General features: G+C 72.3%; 13 protein-coding genes. 6 read left to right on the top strand and 7 right to left on the bottom strand.

Annotated features, from left to right (window positions below):
- From ACZ63I_RS03345 to ACZ63I_RS03320, 6 genes are all read right to left on the bottom strand, one after another.
- On the bottom strand, positions 1-1,146 hold the full coding sequence (locus ACZ63I_RS03345) for an acyl-CoA dehydrogenase family protein (RefSeq protein ID WP_469334844.1): 1,146 nt from the start codon (positions 1,144-1,146) through the stop codon (positions 1-3).
- Positions 1,143-3,188, bottom strand: a complete 2,046-nt coding sequence (locus tag ACZ63I_RS03340; protein ID WP_469334842.1) for an acetyl/propionyl/methylcrotonyl-CoA carboxylase subunit alpha — start codon at positions 3,186-3,188, stop codon at positions 1,143-1,145. Before ACZ63I_RS03340 ends, ACZ63I_RS03345 begins: the two co-directional genes overlap by 4 nt.
- A gap of 11 nt (positions 3,189-3,199) precedes the next feature.
- Complete coding sequence (locus ACZ63I_RS03335; RefSeq protein ID WP_469334841.1) at positions 3,200-4,807, bottom strand: acyl-CoA carboxylase subunit beta; 1,608 nt, start codon at positions 4,805-4,807, stop codon at positions 3,200-3,202.
- Complete coding sequence (locus ACZ63I_RS03330) at positions 4,804-6,585, bottom strand: acyclic terpene utilization AtuA family protein (protein WP_469334839.1); 1,782 nt, start codon at positions 6,583-6,585, stop codon at positions 4,804-4,806. Before ACZ63I_RS03330 ends, ACZ63I_RS03335 begins: the two co-directional genes overlap by 4 nt.
- Positions 6,582-7,373 carry a TIGR03084 family metal-binding protein gene (locus ACZ63I_RS03325; protein ID WP_469334838.1) on the bottom strand — a complete coding sequence of 264 codons (792 nt, stop codon included), beginning with the start codon at positions 7,371-7,373 and terminating at the stop codon, positions 6,582-6,584. Before ACZ63I_RS03325 ends, ACZ63I_RS03330 begins: the two co-directional genes overlap by 4 nt.
- A gap of 69 nt (positions 7,374-7,442) precedes the next feature.
- Positions 7,443-8,477: an EamA family transporter gene (locus ACZ63I_RS03320; protein WP_469334836.1), complete on the bottom strand. Its 1,035-nt coding sequence runs from the start codon at positions 8,475-8,477 to the stop codon at positions 7,443-7,445.
- 177 nt (positions 8,478-8,654) lie between these two features.
- On the opposite strand from ACZ63I_RS03320, the gene ACZ63I_RS03315 reads away from it, so the two are divergent.
- On the top strand, positions 8,655-9,164 hold the full coding sequence (locus ACZ63I_RS03315; protein WP_469334835.1) for a MarR family winged helix-turn-helix transcriptional regulator: 510 nt from the start codon (positions 8,655-8,657) through the stop codon (positions 9,162-9,164).
- The gene (locus ACZ63I_RS03310; RefSeq protein WP_469334833.1) at positions 9,161-10,837 is read left to right on the top strand and encodes an MDR family MFS transporter; all 1,677 of its coding nucleotides are present in this window, start codon (positions 9,161-9,163) and stop codon (positions 10,835-10,837) included. The genes ACZ63I_RS03315 and ACZ63I_RS03310 overlap by 4 nt, the downstream gene beginning before the upstream one ends.
- A gap of 75 nt (positions 10,838-10,912) precedes the next feature.
- Here the strand turns inward: ACZ63I_RS03310 and ACZ63I_RS03305 are convergent, their stop codons facing one another.
- Positions 10,913-13,903 carry an FAD-binding and (Fe-S)-binding domain-containing protein gene (locus ACZ63I_RS03305; protein WP_469334831.1) on the bottom strand — a complete coding sequence of 997 codons (2,991 nt, stop codon included), beginning with the start codon at positions 13,901-13,903 and terminating at the stop codon, positions 10,913-10,915.
- A gap of 283 nt (positions 13,904-14,186) precedes the next feature.
- Between ACZ63I_RS03305 and ACZ63I_RS03300 the strand changes: the two genes are divergently transcribed.
- From ACZ63I_RS03300 to ACZ63I_RS03285, 4 genes are read left to right on the top strand one after another with little or no spacing between them, the layout of a single operon-like run.
- Positions 14,187-15,755 (top strand): ATP-binding protein, encoded by a 1,569-nt coding sequence (locus ACZ63I_RS03300; protein WP_469334829.1) that lies wholly within the window; start codon positions 14,187-14,189, stop codon positions 15,753-15,755.
- The gene (locus ACZ63I_RS03295) at positions 15,752-16,177 is read left to right on the top strand and encodes a roadblock/LC7 domain-containing protein (RefSeq protein ID WP_469334828.1); all 426 of its coding nucleotides are present in this window, start codon (positions 15,752-15,754) and stop codon (positions 16,175-16,177) included. Before ACZ63I_RS03300 ends, ACZ63I_RS03295 begins: the two co-directional genes overlap by 4 nt.
- A complete protein-coding gene (locus ACZ63I_RS03290) occupies positions 16,174-16,530 on the top strand; it encodes a DUF742 domain-containing protein (protein ID WP_041988464.1) in 357 nt (118 codons plus the stop codon). The genes ACZ63I_RS03295 and ACZ63I_RS03290 overlap by 4 nt, the downstream gene beginning before the upstream one ends.
- On the top strand, positions 16,511-17,167 hold the full coding sequence (locus tag ACZ63I_RS03285) for a GTP-binding protein (protein WP_469334826.1): 657 nt from the start codon (positions 16,511-16,513) through the stop codon (positions 17,165-17,167). The genes ACZ63I_RS03290 and ACZ63I_RS03285 overlap by 20 nt, the downstream gene beginning before the upstream one ends.
- The last annotated feature ends 11 nt before the right edge of the window (positions 17,168-17,178 follow it).

Genomic DNA, 17,178 nt, shown 5'->3' with positions numbered 1-17,178 from the left:
TCAGTACGACTTCGGCAGGCCGAGGGTCTGATGCGAGACGTAGTTCAGGATCATCTCCCGGCTCACGGGAGCGATACGGGCCACCCGGGACGCCGTGATCAGGGACGCCAGGCCGTACTCGCGGGTCAGGCCGTTGCCGCCCAGGGTCTGTACGGCCTGGTCCACGGCCTTCACGCAGGCCTCGCCCGCCGCGTACTTGGCCATGTTCGCCGCCTCGCCCGCGCCCGCGTCGTCGCCGGCGTCGTACAGGTACGCCGCCTTGCGCATCATCAGGCGGGCCAGTTCCAGTTCGATGTGGGCCTGGGCCAGCGGGTGGGCGATGGCCTGGTGGGCGCCGATGGGTTCCTTCCAGACCTGGCGGGTCTTCGCGTAGTCGACGGCCTTGGCGAGCGCGTACCGGCCCATGCCGATCGCGAACGCGGCGGTCATGACGCGCTCCGGGTTGAGCCCGGCGAAGAGTTGCAGCAGGCCCGCGTCCTCGTCGCCGACGAGCGCGTCGGCCGGGAGGCGTACGTCGTCCAGCACCAGCTCGAACTGCTTCTCGACCGCGGTGAGTTCCATGTCGATCTGGGAGCGCCGGAAGCCCTGCGCCTCGCGCGGGACGATGAACAGGCACGGCTTCAGCCTGCCGGTACGGGCGTCCTCGGTGCGGCCCACGATGAGGGTGGCGTCCGCGATGTCGACGCCCGAGACGAAGACCTTGCGGCCGTCGAGTATCCAGCCTTCGCCGCTCTGCGCCCTGCGGGCGGTGGTGGTGATGCGGTGGGAGTTGGACCCCGCGTCGGGTTCGGTGATGCCGAAGGCCATCGTGAGGGAGCCGTCGGCGAGCCCCGGCAGCCACTGCCGCTTCTGCGCGTCGGTGCCGAAGCGGGCGATGACGGTGCCGCAGATGGCCGGGGACACGATCATCAGCAGCAGCGGGCAGCCGGCCGCGCCCAACTCCTCCAGGACTATGGACAGTTCGGCCAGACCGCTGCCCCCGCCGCCGTACTCCTCGGGCAGGTTCACCCCGAGATAGCCGAGCTTTCCGGCCTCCTCCCACAGGGTGGCCCGGTCGTAGCCGCGGCCGTGGCGGTGGCCGAGCGCGGCGACGGCGGCGCGCAGCGCGGTCTGTTCTTCGGTCTCGACGAGAGTGTGGTCGCTCATGCGGACGTGTCCTCCTGTGCGTCACTGGCAACGGGCGCGCCACTGGCGACCGGTGCGTCACCGGCGACCGGTGCGTCACCGGCAACGACGGCGAGCAGGGCGCCTACCTCGACCTGGCGGCCGGGGGCGGCGTGGAGAGCGGTGAGGGTGCCGGAGGCGGGGGCGACGATCCGGTGTTCCATCTTCATCGCCTCCAGCCAGATGAGCGGCTGCCCCGCGGTGACGGTGCTGCCTTCCGCGAGCCCGTCCGCGACCCGTACGACCGTCCCGGGCATCGGCGCGAGCAGCGATCCGGGGCCGGTGCGGGCGAGCGGGTCGGCGAAGCGCGGCTCGACGACGAGGCGGTACGAGCCTGCGGCGGTGTCGACGTACACCTGTCCGCCGTGCCGGGCGACGTCGAAGTGCCGTACCGCGCCGTCCACTTCCAGCCGCACCTGGCGCGGGTGGGCAGCGACGACCCGGATCGCCGGGTCGGTGCCCGCGCACTCCACGGCGAAGCCGTCCCTGGTGGCGCGGTACCGCACCTCGTGCCCGCCGTACGTCCGCACCTGCGGCTGCGACGGTACGTTCCGCCAGCCGCCGAGCCGCGCGGTGACGCTCGTACCGCCCGCCCGCTGCCGGGCCGCGTCCGCGAGCGCCGCCGCGACGGCCGCGATGTCCTCGCCCGGTGCCGGCGTGGTGAGTTCGGGCAGATGGCGTCCGTAGAAACCGGTGTCGAAGCGGCCCGCCACGAAGTCCGGGTGGCCGAGGGACCGTACGAGCAACTCCCGGTTGGTCAGGGGCCCGTGCACTCTCGCCCGGCGCAACGCGGTCCGCAGCAGCCGCAGCGCGGCCTCGCGGGTCGGGGCCCAGGCAATGACCTTGGCGAGCATGGGGTCGTAGTGGACGCCGATGGTGTCGCCGTCGGCGTAGCCGCTGTCGATACGGACGCGGGCGCCGCCCCGGACGCGGGCGCCCCCGCCGCCCGTGGCGGTCGTCGCCGGAACGCAGAGCGTGTGCAACTGGCCTGTCTGCGGGGTCCAGTCGGCCGCCGGGTCCTCCGCGTACAGCCGCGCCTCCACCGCGTGGCCGGTCGGCTCCGGCGGTTCGGCGGGGAGGTGCGTGCCTTCCGCCACCGCGAGTTGCAGGGCCACCAGGTCGAGGCCGAACACCTCTTCGGTGACCGGGTGTTCGACCTGGAGCCGGGTGTTCATCTCCAGGAAGTACGGCCGGGCCGCCGCCGAGACCAGGAACTCGACGGTGCCCGCGCCCCGGTAGCCGACGGCGCGGGCCGCCGTGACCGCCGCCTCCGCCAAGGCCGTGCGCAACTCGGGCGGCAGTCCTGGAGCAGGGGACTCCTCGATGACCTTCTGGTGTCGGCGTTGCAGCGAGCAGTCGCGGGTGCCGAGCGCCCACACCGTGCCGTGCGCGTCGGCGAGGATCTGGACTTCGACATGGCGGCCGTCTGCCACGTACGGCTCGGCGAAGACCTCGCCGTCCCCGAAGGCGGACCGCGCCTCGGCGCGCGCCGCCGTCAACTCCTCGGAGAGCGCGGCCAACGACCGTACGACGCGCATACCTCGGCCGCCGCCGCCCGCAGCCGCCTTCAGCAGCAGCGGCAGATCCCGCTCGGTCGCCTCGGCCGGATCGACCGGGGCGAGCAGGGGGACGCCCGCCGCGCCCATCAGCTCCTTCGCCCGCGTCTTCGACGCCATCGACTCGATCGCGGCGGGCGGCGGCCCGATCCACACCAGGCCCGCGTCGAGCACGGCCTGGGCGAACTCCGCGTTCTCGGACAGGAATCCGTACCCGGGGTGGACCGCGTCGGCGCCTGCCGCCAGCGCCGCCTTCACGATCAGATCGCCGCGCAGGTAGGTGTCGGACGGCGCCGAGCCCGGCAGCCGTACCGCCGCGTCCGCCTCGCGGACGTGCAGCGCTTCGGCGTCGGCGTCGGAGAACACCGCCACGGTGCCGATGCCCAGTTGGCGGCAGGTGCGGAAGACGCGGCAGGCGATCTCGCCGCGGTTCGCGACAAGGACAGACTCGATCGTGGTGGAGATCATGGGGGAAGCCCTCACATCCGGAAGACGCCGAAGCCGCCCCGCACGCCCTCGACCGGGGCGGTGTGGATGGCGGACAGGCACAGGCCAAGGACCGTGCGGGTGTCGCGCGGGTCGATGACCCCGTCGTCGTACAGCCGCCCGGACAGGAACGCGGGCAGCGACTCCGACTCGATCTGCGCCTCCACCATCGCGCGCAGCGCCGCGTCGCCCTCGGCAGCCTGGTCGACGTATCGCCGGCCCTTCGCCGCCGCCGAGGCGCGCGCCACGATCGAGAGCACACCGGCGAGTTGCTGCGGGCCCATCACCGCCGACTTGGCACTCGGCCACGCGAACAGGAAGCGCGGGTCGTACGCCCGGCCGCACATGCCGTAGTGCCCGGCCCCGTACGAGGCGCCCATCAGCACCGACAGATGCGGGACCTTCGAGTTGGCGACGGCGTTGATCATCATTGCGCCATGTTTGATGATGCCGCCCTGCTCGTACTCCTTGCCGACCATGTAGCCGGTGGTGTTGTGCAGGAACAGCAGCGGAATGTCGCGCTGGTTGGCGAGTTGGATGAACTGCGCCGCCTTCTGCGACTCCGCGCTGAACAACACGCCCTGGGCGTTGGCCAGTACGCCCACCGGATAGCCGTGCAGCCGCGCCCAGCCGGTCACCAGGCTCGGCCCGTACAGCGCCTTGAACTCGTCGAAGTCCGAGCCGTCCACGATCCGCGCGATCACCTCGCGCGGGTCGAAGGGGATCTTCAGGTCGCCGGGGACGATGCCCAGCAGCTCGTCCTCGTCGTACGTGGGCGGTTCGGCAGGACCAGGATCCGGGTGCGCCTTGCGCCAGTTGAGCCGGGCGACGATACGGCGGGCCTGGCGGAGCGCGTCCGGCTCGTCCTCGGCGAAGTGGTCGGCGAGCCCCGACGTACGGGCGTGCATCTCGGCGCCGCCCAGCGACTCGTCGTCGCTCTCCTCGCCCGTGGCCATCTTCACCAGCGGCGGTCCGCCGAGAAAGACCTTCGACCGCTCCTTGATCATGACGGTGTGGTCGGACATCCCGGGTACGTAGGCGCCGCCCGCCGTCGAGTTGCCGAAGACGACGGCGACGGTGGGGATGCCGGCGGCCGACAGCCGCGTCAGGTCGCGGAAGAGCGCCCCGCCGGGGATGAATATCTCCTTCTGGGACGGCAGATCGGCGCCGCCCGACTCGACCAGGCTGATGACCGGCAGCCGGTTCTCGAAGGCGATCTGGTTGGCGCGCAGGGCCTTCTTCAGCGTCCACGGGTTCGACGAACCGCCGCGTACGGTCGGGTCGTTGGCGGTGATCAGGCACTCGACGCCCTCGACCACACCGATCCCGGTGACCATCGAGGCGCCCACGGGGTAGTCGCTCCCCCACGCCGCGAGCGGCGACAGTTCGAGGAACGGGGTGTCGGGGTCGAGCAGCAACTCGATCCGCTCCCGCGCCAGCAGCTTGCCGCGCTCGCGGTGCCGGGCGACGTACTTCGCACCGCCGCCCGCGAGGGCCTTGGCGTGTTCGGCGTCCAGTTCGGCGAGCTTGGCGAGCATCGCCGCGCGGTTGGCGGTGTGTTCGCCGGACGCGGGATCCAGGGCCGATGCGAGGACGGTCACAGCAGAACCTCCGGTAGGTCGGCGTGCCGGGAGCGCAGCCACTCGCCGAGCGCCTTGGCCTGCGGGTCGAACCGGGCAGCCGCGGCTACCCCTTCGCCGAGCAGGCCCGTCACGACGAAGTTCAGGGCGCGCAGATGGGGCAGCACATGCCTTTCGACCGCCAACTCCCGCGCCTCCGGTATCAGTTCGCGAAACAGGTCGGTGGTCAGCTCATGCGCCAGCCAGCGCCAGGCGTCCTCGGTCAGCGCCCAGACCCCGACGTTGGCGTCGCCGCCCTTGTCGCCGCTGCGGGCACCGGCGATGAGCCCGAGGGGAGCTGAGCGGACGGGTAGCCCGGCGGGCAGCGGGTCGGGCAGCGGGGCGACGGGCAGCGAGTCGGGCGGCACGGCGACGGGCGGCACCGGCTCACGTACGGCTGTACGTGGCGGAGATGGCACTCGCACACGGCGCCCGTCCGGCAGCACTGCCGTGTGCGCCACCTCGCCAGCGTCGACGTACGCCGCTTCGAAGACCCCGTACGGCGCTCCCTTGCCCGGTGGCGCCGTCACATGGAAGCCCGGGTAACTGCCCAGCGCCAGCTCGATCGCGGCGCCGCTCACCGCACGCCCCACCGCGTCCGGATCGCTGTCCCGTACGACGAGCCGCAGCAGGGCGCTGGCCGTCTCCTCCGTCGCGGCGTCGGGGCTGTCGGTGCGCGCCAGTTCCCAACGCACCTCCGCCGGGGCCTGCTTGGCGCGGGCGAACGCGTCCGTCACCTGCTCGCGTACCAGCCGCGCCTTGGCGTCGATGTCGAGTCCGGTGAGGACGAACACGACTTCGTTGCGCCAGCCGCCGATGCGGGTGAGCCCCACCTTGAGGGTGGGCGGCGGCGGTTCGCCGCGTACGCCGTCGATCCTGACCCGGTCGGGGCCCTGCTGCGACAGCCGTACGGTGTCGAGGCGCGCGGTGACGTCAGGTCCCGCGTACCGGGCGCCGGCCGTCTCGTACAGCAACTGCGCGGTGACGGTGCCGACATCGACGACGCCGCCGGTGCCGTCGTGCTTGGTGACGACCGCCGAGCCGTCGGCGTGGATCTCGGCGAGCGGGAAGCCGGGACGGCGGATGTCGTGCTGCCGGAAGAAGGAGTAGTTGCCGCCGGTCGCCTGGGTCCCGCACTCCAGTACGTGCCCGGCGACGACGGCCCCGGCGAGCGCGTCGAGATCCTCGGGACCCCAGCCGAAGTGCGCTGCGGCCGGTCCTGTGACGAGGGCGGCGTCGGTGACCCGGCCCGTGACCACGACATCGGCGCCGGCCCGCAGGCACGCGGCGATACCGGCGCCGCCGAGATAGGCGTTGGCGGTGAGCACGCCCTCCCCCCAGCCGCCGCGCGCGAGCAGGTCGTCGCCTTCGACATGGGCGACATTGACCGGCACGCCGACCCGCTCGGCAAGCACCCGCACAGCGGCGGCGAGCCCCGCCGGGTTCAGCCCGCCCGCGTTGGCGACGAGCTTCACGCCACGCTCGTGGGCGAGCCCGAGACCGTCCTCCAGTTGGCGCAGGAAGGTCTTCGCGTAACCGGCTTCCGGGTTCTTCAGCCGGTCGCGGCCGAGGATCAGCATGGTCAGCTCGGCGAGGTAGTCCCCGGTGAGGACGTCGAGTTGGCCGCCGGTGAGCATGTCGCGCAGGGCGTCGAACCGGTCGCCGTAGAAGCCGGACGCGTTCCCGATCCGGAGAATGCCGGAGGTGCCGGAGGTGCCGGGGGCCTCGGGGGCGCCCGGGGTGGAGTCGGCCACGCTCATCGCCCGCCCTTCCGCGGTCTGCCGGGCCCCGGTGGGCCCGCGAACGCCTGGGCGATGTCGAGCCAGTGGTCGGCGTCGGCGCCGTCCGCCCGCAGTGCGAGATCCGCGCGGTGGGCACGCTGGGTCACCAGCAGGGCGAAGTCGAGCGCGGGGCCGGTGATCCGCTGGGGCGCGTCCTCGGGCCCGTACGTCCACAGCTCGCCCGCCGGTCCTGTGACCTCCACCCGGAACGGCTCGGCGGGTGGCTGCTCGCCGCGTACGAGATAGGCGTAGTCGCGGGCCCGTACGCCGATCCAGGCGACGTGCCGCAGCCGGGGGGTCGGTGGCCGGGTGACGCCCACGGCGTCCGCGACGTCCAGGCCGTGCGCCCAGGTCTCCATCAGCCGGGCCGTCGCCATCGAGGCGGTGCTCATCGGCGGCCCGTACCAGGGGAAGCGCGCGCCGGACGGCGCCTCGCGCAGGGCCAGTTGGAGTTGTTCGCGGCCGGTGCGCCAGTGGTCGAGCAGCTCGGCCGGCGGGTGTACGGCGCCGGCTTCGGCGCCGTCGTCCACGAAGGAGTCGGGGGCGGCCAGGGCCTTCGCCGCCTCCCCCGCGAAGGCGGCCTCGTCGGTCACGGCGAGCAGGGCGGCCGTGTCGGTCCAGTGCAGATGGGCGATCTGGTGGGCGATCGTCCAGCCCTCGGCCGAGGTCGGCAGCGCCCAGTCCGCCGGGCTCAGCTCCCCTACCAGCCGGTCGAGTTCGGCGCTCTCGCCGCGCAGATCGTCAAGGACGGCGACAGGGTCGGCCACGGGCGAACTCCCCTCGGGACAACACGGCGGTGTGCGTGTCCCGGAGCATGGCAGTGCCCGCAGAAACAATCAAGCATGCTTGGTTTGCTCTTTACGACGATTCGCGCCCGGCCGGTTGCGCAACTGGCCGCGTACCGCGCCGATGCTGGCGGCGATCACCAGCGCGATGGCCAGCGCGTCCAGCGCGGACAGCGCCTGGTGCAGTACGAGGAAGCCGGCGCCGGCGGCGATGGCGGGCTCCAGGCTCATCAGCACCGCGAACGTCTGGGCGGGCAGCCGCCGCAGGGCCAGCAGTTCCAGCGTGTAGGGCAGGACGGACGACATGACCGCGACGCAGAGCGCGAGCCCCAGCGTGGACGGCACCACCAGCTTCGCCCCGGACTCGGCGATGCCCAGCGGCATCGCCAGCACGGCGCCGACCGCCATGGCCAGCGCGAGCCCGTCGGCCTGCGGGAAGCGCCGCCCGGTACGCGCGCTGAAGAGGATGTACGCCGCCCACATGGCGCCGGCGCCGAGCCCGAACGCCGTACCCAGCGGGTCGAGCCGGTCGAACGTACCGCCATTGAGCAGCACCACCCCGGCGAGCGCGCATCCGGCCCACACGACGCTGACCAGTCGGCGGGAGACGATCACGGAGAGCGCGAGCGGGCCGAGGACCTCCAGGGTCACCGCCGCGCCGAGCGGGATGCGGTCGGCGGCCTGGTAGAAGCTGCAGTTCATGGCGGCCATCACGGCGCCGAACGCCAGGACCGTCCCCCAGTCGGCGCGCGAGTGGCCGCGCAGGGACGGCCGGCACACGACCAGCATCACGACGGCGGCGAGCGCGAGTCGCAGGGACACGACACCGAGGGCGCCGGCCCGCGGCATCAGCAGGACGGCGACAGCCGCGCCGAACTGGACGGAGAGCCCACCGGACACGACGAGCGCGAGCGAGCCGAGGGAGCTGTGGCCGCCGCCGGGCGGCGTGACAGCCGTGACAGCCGTGGCACCCGCGGCACCCGCGGCAGCAGTGGCACCCGGCACCGCAGGAGCCGACGCCGCCGCACCCGGCGCACCCGGCGCACCCGCCGCCGTGCCCACTGTGCCCGTTCGCGGCTCTTCCACCGAAATCCTCCCCACGCGCCCCGTACTGCCAGTTCACCATACCGGACTCGCAGTCCAACGTAATGCACTCAGGAAAACGCAGTAGGTGTAGCGGTCATCGACCGATATAGTTGCCCGAATCAGGCACTTGCATGGCACATGCAAGTTATCCAGCACCGCCGGGGAGGGGACAGCGGCATGGGCGACGACGACGGACACGTCACTCCGCTCGCGGAGGGAGTGGAGCGGCTGATGAACCTGTTCGTCAGGACCCGCGCGCACATGCTGGACAAGGCCCGCCACGATGTCGACTGGTCGGCCCAACTGCTGATGGGGACGCTCGTCACGCACGGCCCCATGCGCCTCAAGGGCCTCGCTGGCCTGGTGCAGTCCGACCCGTCCACGGTGAGCCGGCAGGTCGCGCAGCTCGTGCGCGACGGCTTCGTGGAGCGCCGCGCCGACGCCGTGGACGGCCGTGCCAGCCTGCTGCTGGCGACCGACAAGGCCCGGCAGGCGGTCGCCGACCGCAAGCAGCTACGGGATCTGCACTACGACCGGATGCTGCACACCTGGAACAGCCACGACCGCAACCAGCTCTCCGCGCTGCTGACGCGGTTCATCGACGACTTCGAGACCTACAAGACCGCACTCGCCGGCACCGACAGGACCACGGTCCGACCGGCGGGTCGAGAGGAGACCAGGCAATGAGTACCACCGCCGGCGCCGCATCGGCCAACGCCGGCCCGGAGATCCCCGGGGAGGCGAACCGGACCGGCTATACGCACCGTCAGATCCTGGTGATCCTGTCCGGGCTGCTCCTGGGCATGTTTCTCGCAGCACTCGACCAGACCGTCGTCTCGACGGCGATCTACAAGATCGGCGAGAGCCTCAACGGGCTCACCGCACAGGCGTGGGTGACCACGGCCTTCCTCATCACCTCGACGATCGCGACGCCGCTCTACGGCAAGCTGTCCGACCAGTACGGGCGCAAGCCGTTCTTCATCTTCGCCATCGCTGTCTTCATCGCGGGCTCCGCGCTGTGCACGCTGTCCACGTCGATGTACATGCTCGCCGCCTTCCGCGCCTTCCAGGGCATAGGCGCCGGCGGTCTGTTCTCGCTGGCCCTCGCGATCATCGGCGACATCATCCCGCCGCGTGAACGTGCCAAGTACCAGGGCTACTTCATGGCCGTCTTCGGTACGTCCAGCGTCCTCGGCCCGGTCGTGGGCGGCGCGCTGGCCGGACAGGACTCGCTCGCCGGCATCGACGGCTGGCGCTGGATCTTCCTCATCAACGTCCCGATCGGCATCGGCGCGCTGGTCGTCGTGACCAAGGTCCTGCACCTGGAGCACACGCCGCGCAAGCACCGTATCGACTTCGCGGGCGCCGTGAGCCTGATGGTCGCGCTCGTCCCGCTGCTGATCGTCGCCGAGCAGGGCAGGACCTGGGGCTGGGGTGCCGGTTCCTCGGTCACCTGCTACATCATCGGCGTCGTCGGCATCGTCGCGTTCCTGTTCGCCGAACGGCGCGCGGGGGACGAGGCGCTGCTGCCCATGCGGCTGTTCCGCAACAGCGTCTTCTCCGTCGGGGCCGCGCAGTCGCTGATCATCGGTATCGGCATGTTCGGCGGCATCACGCTGCTGCCGCTCTACCTCCAGCTCGTCAAGGGCAACTCCCCGACGAAGGCAGGGCTGCTGACCCTGCCGCTCGTGCTCGGCATCATGTCGCTCTCGGTCGTGGCGGGTCAGATCACCTCGCGCACCGGGCGCTACAAGATCTTCCCGATCATCGGCGGCGGGCTGCTGGTGATCGGCATGCTGCTGCTGTGGCAGCTCAAGGCCGACAGCGGTCTGGTCTACACGGACTTCGCGATGTTCGTGGTCGGCGCCGGGCTGGGTCTGAACATGCAGACCATCGTGCTGGCCATGCAGAACGCCGTGTCACCGAGGGACATCGGGGTCGCGACCTCGTCCACGACGTTCTTCCGGCAGATGGGCGGCACCCTGGGCGTCGCCGTCTTCCTGTCGATCGTCTACTCGATCGTCGGCGACAAGATCAGCTCGGCGTTCGCCGACGCGCGCGGCAGCGCCGCCTTCCAGGCGGCGGCCAAGGCCCATCCGGACCAGCTCAAGACCCTGACATCGGCTTCGTCGGGGTCGGCGGGCACGCTCAACGACACCTCGTTCCTGAGCCATCTCGACCCGGCGCTGGCGCAGCCGTTCAAGGTGGGCTTCACCGGGGCGATATCCGTCGCGTTCCTGGTGGGTGCGGCCGTGCTGGTGATCGCGTTCGTGCTGGCCATGTTCATCAAGGAAGTGCCGCTGCGGACCACGGCGGCGGCCTTCAGCAAGGAGCCCGCCGAGGCCGAGGCCAAGGCGTAGGGCACCACTTGGGGCGCCGGGGCCGGGATGGCTGCCATCCCCGCCCCGGCGTCGTCGCCCCGGCGTCGTCGCGTTTCAGGACTGCGCGTCCAGGGCCCGTGCCAGCACCTCCGCCAGGTGGTGCGCCTCGCGTCCCGCCAGTTGCTCCAGTTGGGTACGGCACGAGAAGCCGTCCGCCAGCAGCTCCGTACCCTCCCCCGCCGCCCGTACCGCAGGCAGCAGTTGGTCCTCGGCGCAGGCCACCGACACGTCGTAGTGGCCCTTCTCGAAACCGAAGTTGCCCGCGAGACCGCAGCAGCCGCCGCTCAACTCGCCGGTGAGACCGGCCTGTTCGCGCAGTCTGCGGTCGGCGGCTTCGCCGAGCACCGCATGCTGGTGGCAGTGGGTCTGCCCGGCCACCGGGCGGTCGACGCGGGGCGGCTGCCAGTCCCCCGCGCACTCCTCCAGCGCCTGCGCGAAGGTACGCACGGACGCGGCCAGTCGCGCGGCGCGCGGGTCGTCGCCCAGCAGCTCCGGCAGGTCCGTCTTCAGCGCGGCGGCGCAGCTCGGTTCCAGGACGACCACCGGCAGCCCCTCGTCCAGCAGGGGTTCCATGACGTCGAGCGTGCGGCGCATGACCGTACGCGCCCGGTCGAGCTGGCCGGTGGAGACGTACGTCAGGCCGCAGCACACCCGGCCGCCGTCCGGCGGCGCGACAAGTCCCATCCCGGCCGCCTCCATCACGCGTACGGCGGCCCGGCCGACCGAGGGCGAGAGGTGGTCGGTGAAGGTGTCGGGCCACAGCACGGCGGTACGGACCTGCTCCGTCGACCGGCCCTTCGTGTGCCGCCGCCACCAGCGGGTGAACGTCTCGGGCGCCAGCCGCGGGATCGTACGCTCCGGGGCGATCCCGCCGAGCCGCTTCGCGAGCGCCGCCAGCGGCGCGAGGCGTGCGCCCGCGTTGAGCAGCCGGGCGTACGGCGCCGCCACCCGCAGCCAGCGCGGCAGCAGGCCCATCGAGTAGTGCGCCAGGGGCCTGCGCCTGCCCCGGTAGTGGTGGTGCAGGAACTCCGCCTTGTACGTGGCCATGTCGACGCCCACCGGGCAGTCGCTGCGGCAGCCCTTGCAGGACAGGCACAGGTCGAGCGCGTCCCGCACCTCCGTCGAGCGCCAGCCGTCGGTGACGATGCCGTCTGGCACGTTCCCGCCGGTCACACTCCCGTCAGTCACACTCCCGTCAGTCACGCTCCCGCCGGTCCCACTCCCGCCGGTCCCACTCCCGGCCGGGCCGCTGCCGCCGTGGCCGCTCGCGTCGCCCGCCAGCATCTCGTGCAGCAGCCGGGCGCGACCGCGGGTGGAGTGCTGCTCCTCGCCCGTCGCGCGGAACGAGGGACACATCACCTCCGCGCCTGAACTCGGCCCGGCGACACGGCACTTGGCGACGCCCACGCAGCGTCGTACCGCCGCCGAGAAGTCACCCCCGGCCGGTCCGTCGTGCGGGTAGCCGAAGGCCACGTCGACCGGCCGCCGGGGCAGTACGGCGAAGCGCAGGTTCTCGTCGAGCCGTGCCGGGCGGGCCAGTACGCCGGGGTTCAGTCCGCCCGCCGGGTCCCACAGGTCCTTGAACCGGCCGAAGAGGGCGACCAGTTCGTCGCCGTACATCTTCGGCAGCAGCTCGGCGCGTGCGAGGCCGTCGCCGTGCTCCCCGGACAGCGAGCCGCCGTATGCGACGACCAGTTCGGCCGTGTCCTGCGAGAAGGCGCGGAAGCGCCGTACGCCGTCCTCGCTCATCAGGTCGAAGTCGATGCGGACATGGATGCAGCCGTCGCCGAAGTGCCCGTACGGCGTTCCGCGCAGGCCGTGTTGGGCGAGCAGCGCGCGGAACTCCCGCAGGTACGGGCCGAGTCGGGCGGGCGGCACAGCGCAGTCCTCCCAGCCGGGCCACGCCTCGCTGCCGTCGGGCATCCGGGTCGCCGTGCCGGACGCGTCCTCCCGTACCCGCCACAGCGCGCGCTGCCCCGCCGGGTCGGTGACGACACGGCCGTCCAGCGCGTCGGCGGCGCCCAGGATCTCGGCGGCGCGTGCGCGCGCCTCGGCCGGTGTCGTACCGCCGGTCTCCACGAACAGCCAGGCGCCGCCGCGCGGCAGGTCGTGGCCGGGGCTGACCAGGTCTTCCGCCATGCCCTCGACGGTCAGCGGGTGGTACGGGAGCAGCCCCGCCGCCGCTTCGGCCGCCGCGCTCTCGTCGGCGTAGCCGATGACGGCGAGCGCGCGTGCGGCGGGCGCTTCCACGAGCCGTACGGTCGCTTCGGTGAGCACACCGAGCGTGCCCTCGCTGCCGCAGTAGGCGCGGGCGATGTCGACGCCCGCCTCGGGCAGCAGGGCGTCCAGGGCGTAGCCGGAGATCCGGCGGGGCAGCCCGGTGGGGTAGCCGGTGCGCAGCAGGGCGAGGTTGCGGTCGACCAGCTCGCGCAGCCCCTCGGGGGCGCCGTCCGCGCCGCCCGCCCCGCCCCAGCCCTTGGCCAGCTCCAGCGGCCGGCCGCCGTAGGTGGTGACGGACAGGGCGTGGACGTTGTCGGCCGTCGTCCCCCAGGCGACCGAGTGCGATCCGCAGGAGTTGTTGCCGATCATCCCGCCGAGCGTGCAGCGGCTGTGCGTGGACGGATCGGGTCCGAAGGTCAGCCCGTGGGGCCGTACGGCGGCGCGCAGGTCGTCCAGGACGACGCCCGGCTGGACGACGGCGGTACGGGCCCGCTCGTCCACGGCGAGGATCTCGCGCATGTGGCGGGTGAAGTCGAGGACCACCCCGACGCCCGTGGCCTGCCCGGCGATGGAGGTGCCTGCGCCGCGTGCCACCACCGGCACCCCGTGCTCGCGGCAGACGGCGAGCGCCGCCGCCACGTCCGCCGCGTCGCGGGGTGCGACGACGCCGACCGGCACCCGCCGGTAGTTGGACGCGTCCATCGTGTGCAGTGCGCGCGCGGCCACCCCGAACTCCACATCGCCGCGCACCGCTCTCCGCAGTTCCCGCGCGAGCGCCGTCGCCGTCCTCGCCGTCGCCGCTGCCGTACTCCGCTGCTCAGCCATGGCTCCAGGATGCCCCCTAAAGCGAAACAGGAGCCCGTTTCGTCACGTATGGCACACCGGTAGCACAGCTCCAGCACAGAAGAATCCCAACAGGAAGCTCCCAAACTGATCGTCAATTCTCCTATAGTGAGCACGGTTTGATCATTATTCAACATCAGCAGCACCTCTCTTCAGCCCTTCAGCCCTTCAGCGCTTCCGCACTTCCGCACTTCCGCACCTCAGCACTTCAGTTCGTCGCCGACCGATCGCCCCCCCTGTCCCCCTTCTTTACGAGGTAGCCGATTTGCGCCCCTCACTCCGGCCCACAGCACCGGCCCTGCTGATATCGGCCGCAGTCAGCGCCCTCCTGTGTCTCTGGGCCGTCTCCGCCGCCCCCGCGTCCGTACAGACGCCGCTGGCCTGGGGCTCAGGTGCGGCGGCCGTCGCGCTGACCGCCGCGGTCACCGTCGCCGCCCACGCCCTGTGGACGGCCCGGCAGCTCCGCGAGCGCAACGAGACGCTCACCGCACGAGTCGACCAGTTCGCCGCCGAGGCCGTCGCGGCGAAGGAGGAGACCCGCAGGGGCGAGGCCGACATCCGGCGCGCCTTCGACGAGGCGGCCAAGAGCGCCGCCAGACGCGCCGCCGCGATCTCCGTCAGCTCCAACGCCGCAGGACGTATGCAGGCACTCGCGACCGGCATGCTCGCCGACCTCCGCGAGATGGAGAACCGGCACGCCGACGAGGACGTCCTGGCCGACCTGCTGCACCTCGACCACCGCACGGCCCAGGCGGGCCGGCTCGCCGACTCCGTCGCCGTACTGACCGGCGCGCGCTCCGGACGGCGCTGGGCGAAGCCCATCGTGATGGAGTCCATCCTGCGCGGCGCCATGGGCCGCATCGCCGGCTACCAGCGGGTGCGGCTGCACTCCACCAGCGAAGCGGCCGTCGCGGGCCACGCCGCCGAGGGCGTCATGCACGCGCTCGCCGAACTCCTCGACAACGCGGCCAACTTCTCGCCGCCCACGGCCGAGGTCCATGTGTACGTGGAGGAGGTCCCCGCCGGGATCGTCATCACCGTCGAGGACAGCGGCCTGGTCATGAGCGACGTGCAACTGCGCCGCGCCGAACGCGCCGTGGGCAGCGAGCAGTCGGACCTCACGGGCTTCTCCGGCACCCGGCTCGGACTCGCCGTCGTCGGCCGGCTGGCGCGCAAGCACGGGCTCACCGTGTCCTTCCGGCCCTCGGCGCGCGGCGGGACGGGCGCGCTGCTGATGCTGCCGCAGGAGGTGCTGACCCAGCTCCACCGGGAGGGCCCGGCGCCGGTGACGGCCCCGGCGGCGGCCCCCGTCGCCGCACCCGCCCGGCGTACGACTGCCCCGGCGGAGACGGCCGTACTGCCCACCCGCCGCCCGATACCGGTCGCGGACCCACCGGCGGCGGAGGTACCGGCTGCGGGCGTACCGGCCGTAGACGTACCCGCCGCGGACGCACCCGCCAACGCGGAGGTCGGCGACAGCGGGCTGCCCAAGCGCCGTCGCGGCCGTACGCTCGCCGCCGCCCAGGCACGTACCGGCGCCGCTGAAGCAGCGGCGGCCCGCGCCGCCGACGCCGCGCCGCCGGCGGACTCCTCCACCACGCAGGCGACCCGGTTCGGCCGCTTCCGCGACGCCGTACGGCCCGCCCAGGCGAAGACCGCGTCCGCCGCGTCCGCCGCACAGGCCGACCAGACCGACCAGCCCGCACCGGCGGACGCGAGCGACCCGAGCGACCAGACCCACCAGACCCACCAGGCCGATCAGGTCACCCCGAGCCACCAGGCCCACCAGGCCGACCAGCCCTCTTCCACGACCACGGAAGGCACCACTCGATGACCGGCACCCCCACCGACGAGAAGCTCAACTGGCTCCTGGAGAACCTGCTCCAGCGCACCCCGGGCGCGCGCCACGCGCTCGTCCTGTCCCGCGACGGACTGAAGCTGTGCCGCACGCCCGAGCTGTCCGTCGACCAGGCCGACCAGCTCGCCGCCATCGCCGCCGGCATCCAGAGCCTCTCGCACGGCGCGTCCGTCGAGTTCGGCAACGGCGCGGGCGGCGTACGGTCCGCCATGGCCGAGTTCTACGGCGGCGTCCTGCTGATCGTCGAGGCCGGCAGCGGCGCGCATCTCGCCGTCGTGGCCGCCGAGGACTCCGACGTCGGCCTCGTCGGACACAACATGAGCGAGCTGGTCGAGCAGCTCGGCGACCATCTCAGCACTCCCCCGCGCACGTCCGAAGAAGGCGGCGTGCCGGTATGAGCCGGCCCGGTCGGGACGATTCGCCCGACCGGCTGTACACCCTCACAGGAGGGCGCAGCCGGCCCCACTCGGACACGTTCGACCTGGTGACGCTCGTGGTCGCGGAGTCGGAGCGGACTCCGGGCATGCAGTCCGAGCACGCCGCGATCCTGCGCATGTGCGGCCGCCCGACGGCCGTGGTGGAGATCGCGGCCGAACTGAAGCTGCCCGTCAGCATCGTCCGGATCATGCTCTGCGACCTGCAGGACACCGGCCGGATCAGCGCCCGGCACCCGCGCACCGACCGCGCGGCCGACCGACTTCCCGATCCCGACATCCTGGAGCAGGTGCTCGTTGGACTCCGCAACCTCTGAACGGACCACCGGCCGGCCGGCGCTGGCCAGCACGGCCGACAACGGTCTGAAGATCGTCATCGTCGGAGGTTTCGGCGTCGGCAAGACGACCATGGTCCGTTCCGTCAGTGAAATCCGTCCGCTCAACACCGAAGAGACGATGACCCGCGCGGGTGAGGGCATCGACGAACTCGGCGGCCTCGAAGGGCTCAGGGCGAAGACGGCGACCACCGTCGCCTTCGACTTCGGCCGTATCTCGCTCGACGAGCGCTCCGTGCTCTACCTGTTCGGTGCGCCGGGACAGGAGCGCTTCTGGTTCCTGTGGGACCGGCTGTTCGCCGGGACGCTCGGCGCCGTCGTCCTCGTCGACACCCGGCGCCTCGCCGACTCCTGGTACGCCATCGACCGCCTGGAGCACCACGGGACGCCGTTCATCGTGGCCTGCAACGACTTCGGCGGTCCCGTCCACAGCGAGCAGCAGATCCGCGAGGCGCTGGACCTGTCGCCCGGTGTACCGCTCGTGGAGTGCGACGCCCGCGACCGGTCGTCCAGCAAGTACGTCCTGATCACGCTGGTCGAGTACCTCCACTCCCTGTCCTCGTCCGCCGTCGCAGCGGCGGCCGGCGGCGCGGACCTGCCCCCGGAGAGCGCACCGTGACGACCCCGACC

Source organism: Streptomyces sp. NPDC087906 (assembly GCF_055584925.1).
Note: the sequence above shows the minus strand (reverse complement) of the source record. Positions and strands in the feature narration are given on the sequence as shown.

Coding starts and splice junctions, on each gene's coding strand:
- ACZ63I_RS03330 (WP_469334839.1), bottom strand. CDS start 6,585: ATGAGCGTGGCCGACTCCACCCCGGGCGCCCCCGAGGCCCCCGGCACC.
- ACZ63I_RS03310 (WP_469334833.1), top strand. CDS start 9,161: ATGAGTACCACCGCCGGCGCCGCATCGGCCAACGCCGGCCCGGAGATC.
- ACZ63I_RS03315 (WP_469334835.1), top strand. CDS start 8,655: ATGGGCGACGACGACGGACACGTCACTCCGCTCGCGGAGGGAGTGGAG.
- ACZ63I_RS03345 (WP_469334844.1), bottom strand. CDS start 1,146: ATGAGCGACCACACTCTCGTCGAGACCGAAGAACAGACCGCGCTGCGC.
- ACZ63I_RS03340 (WP_469334842.1), bottom strand. CDS start 3,188: ATGATCTCCACCACGATCGAGTCTGTCCTTGTCGCGAACCGCGGCGAG.
- ACZ63I_RS03290 (WP_041988464.1), top strand. CDS start 16,174: ATGAGCCGGCCCGGTCGGGACGATTCGCCCGACCGGCTGTACACCCTC.
- ACZ63I_RS03295 (WP_469334828.1), top strand. CDS start 15,752: ATGACCGGCACCCCCACCGACGAGAAGCTCAACTGGCTCCTGGAGAAC.
- ACZ63I_RS03305 (WP_469334831.1), bottom strand. CDS start 13,903: ATGGCTGAGCAGCGGAGTACGGCAGCGGCGACGGCGAGGACGGCGACG.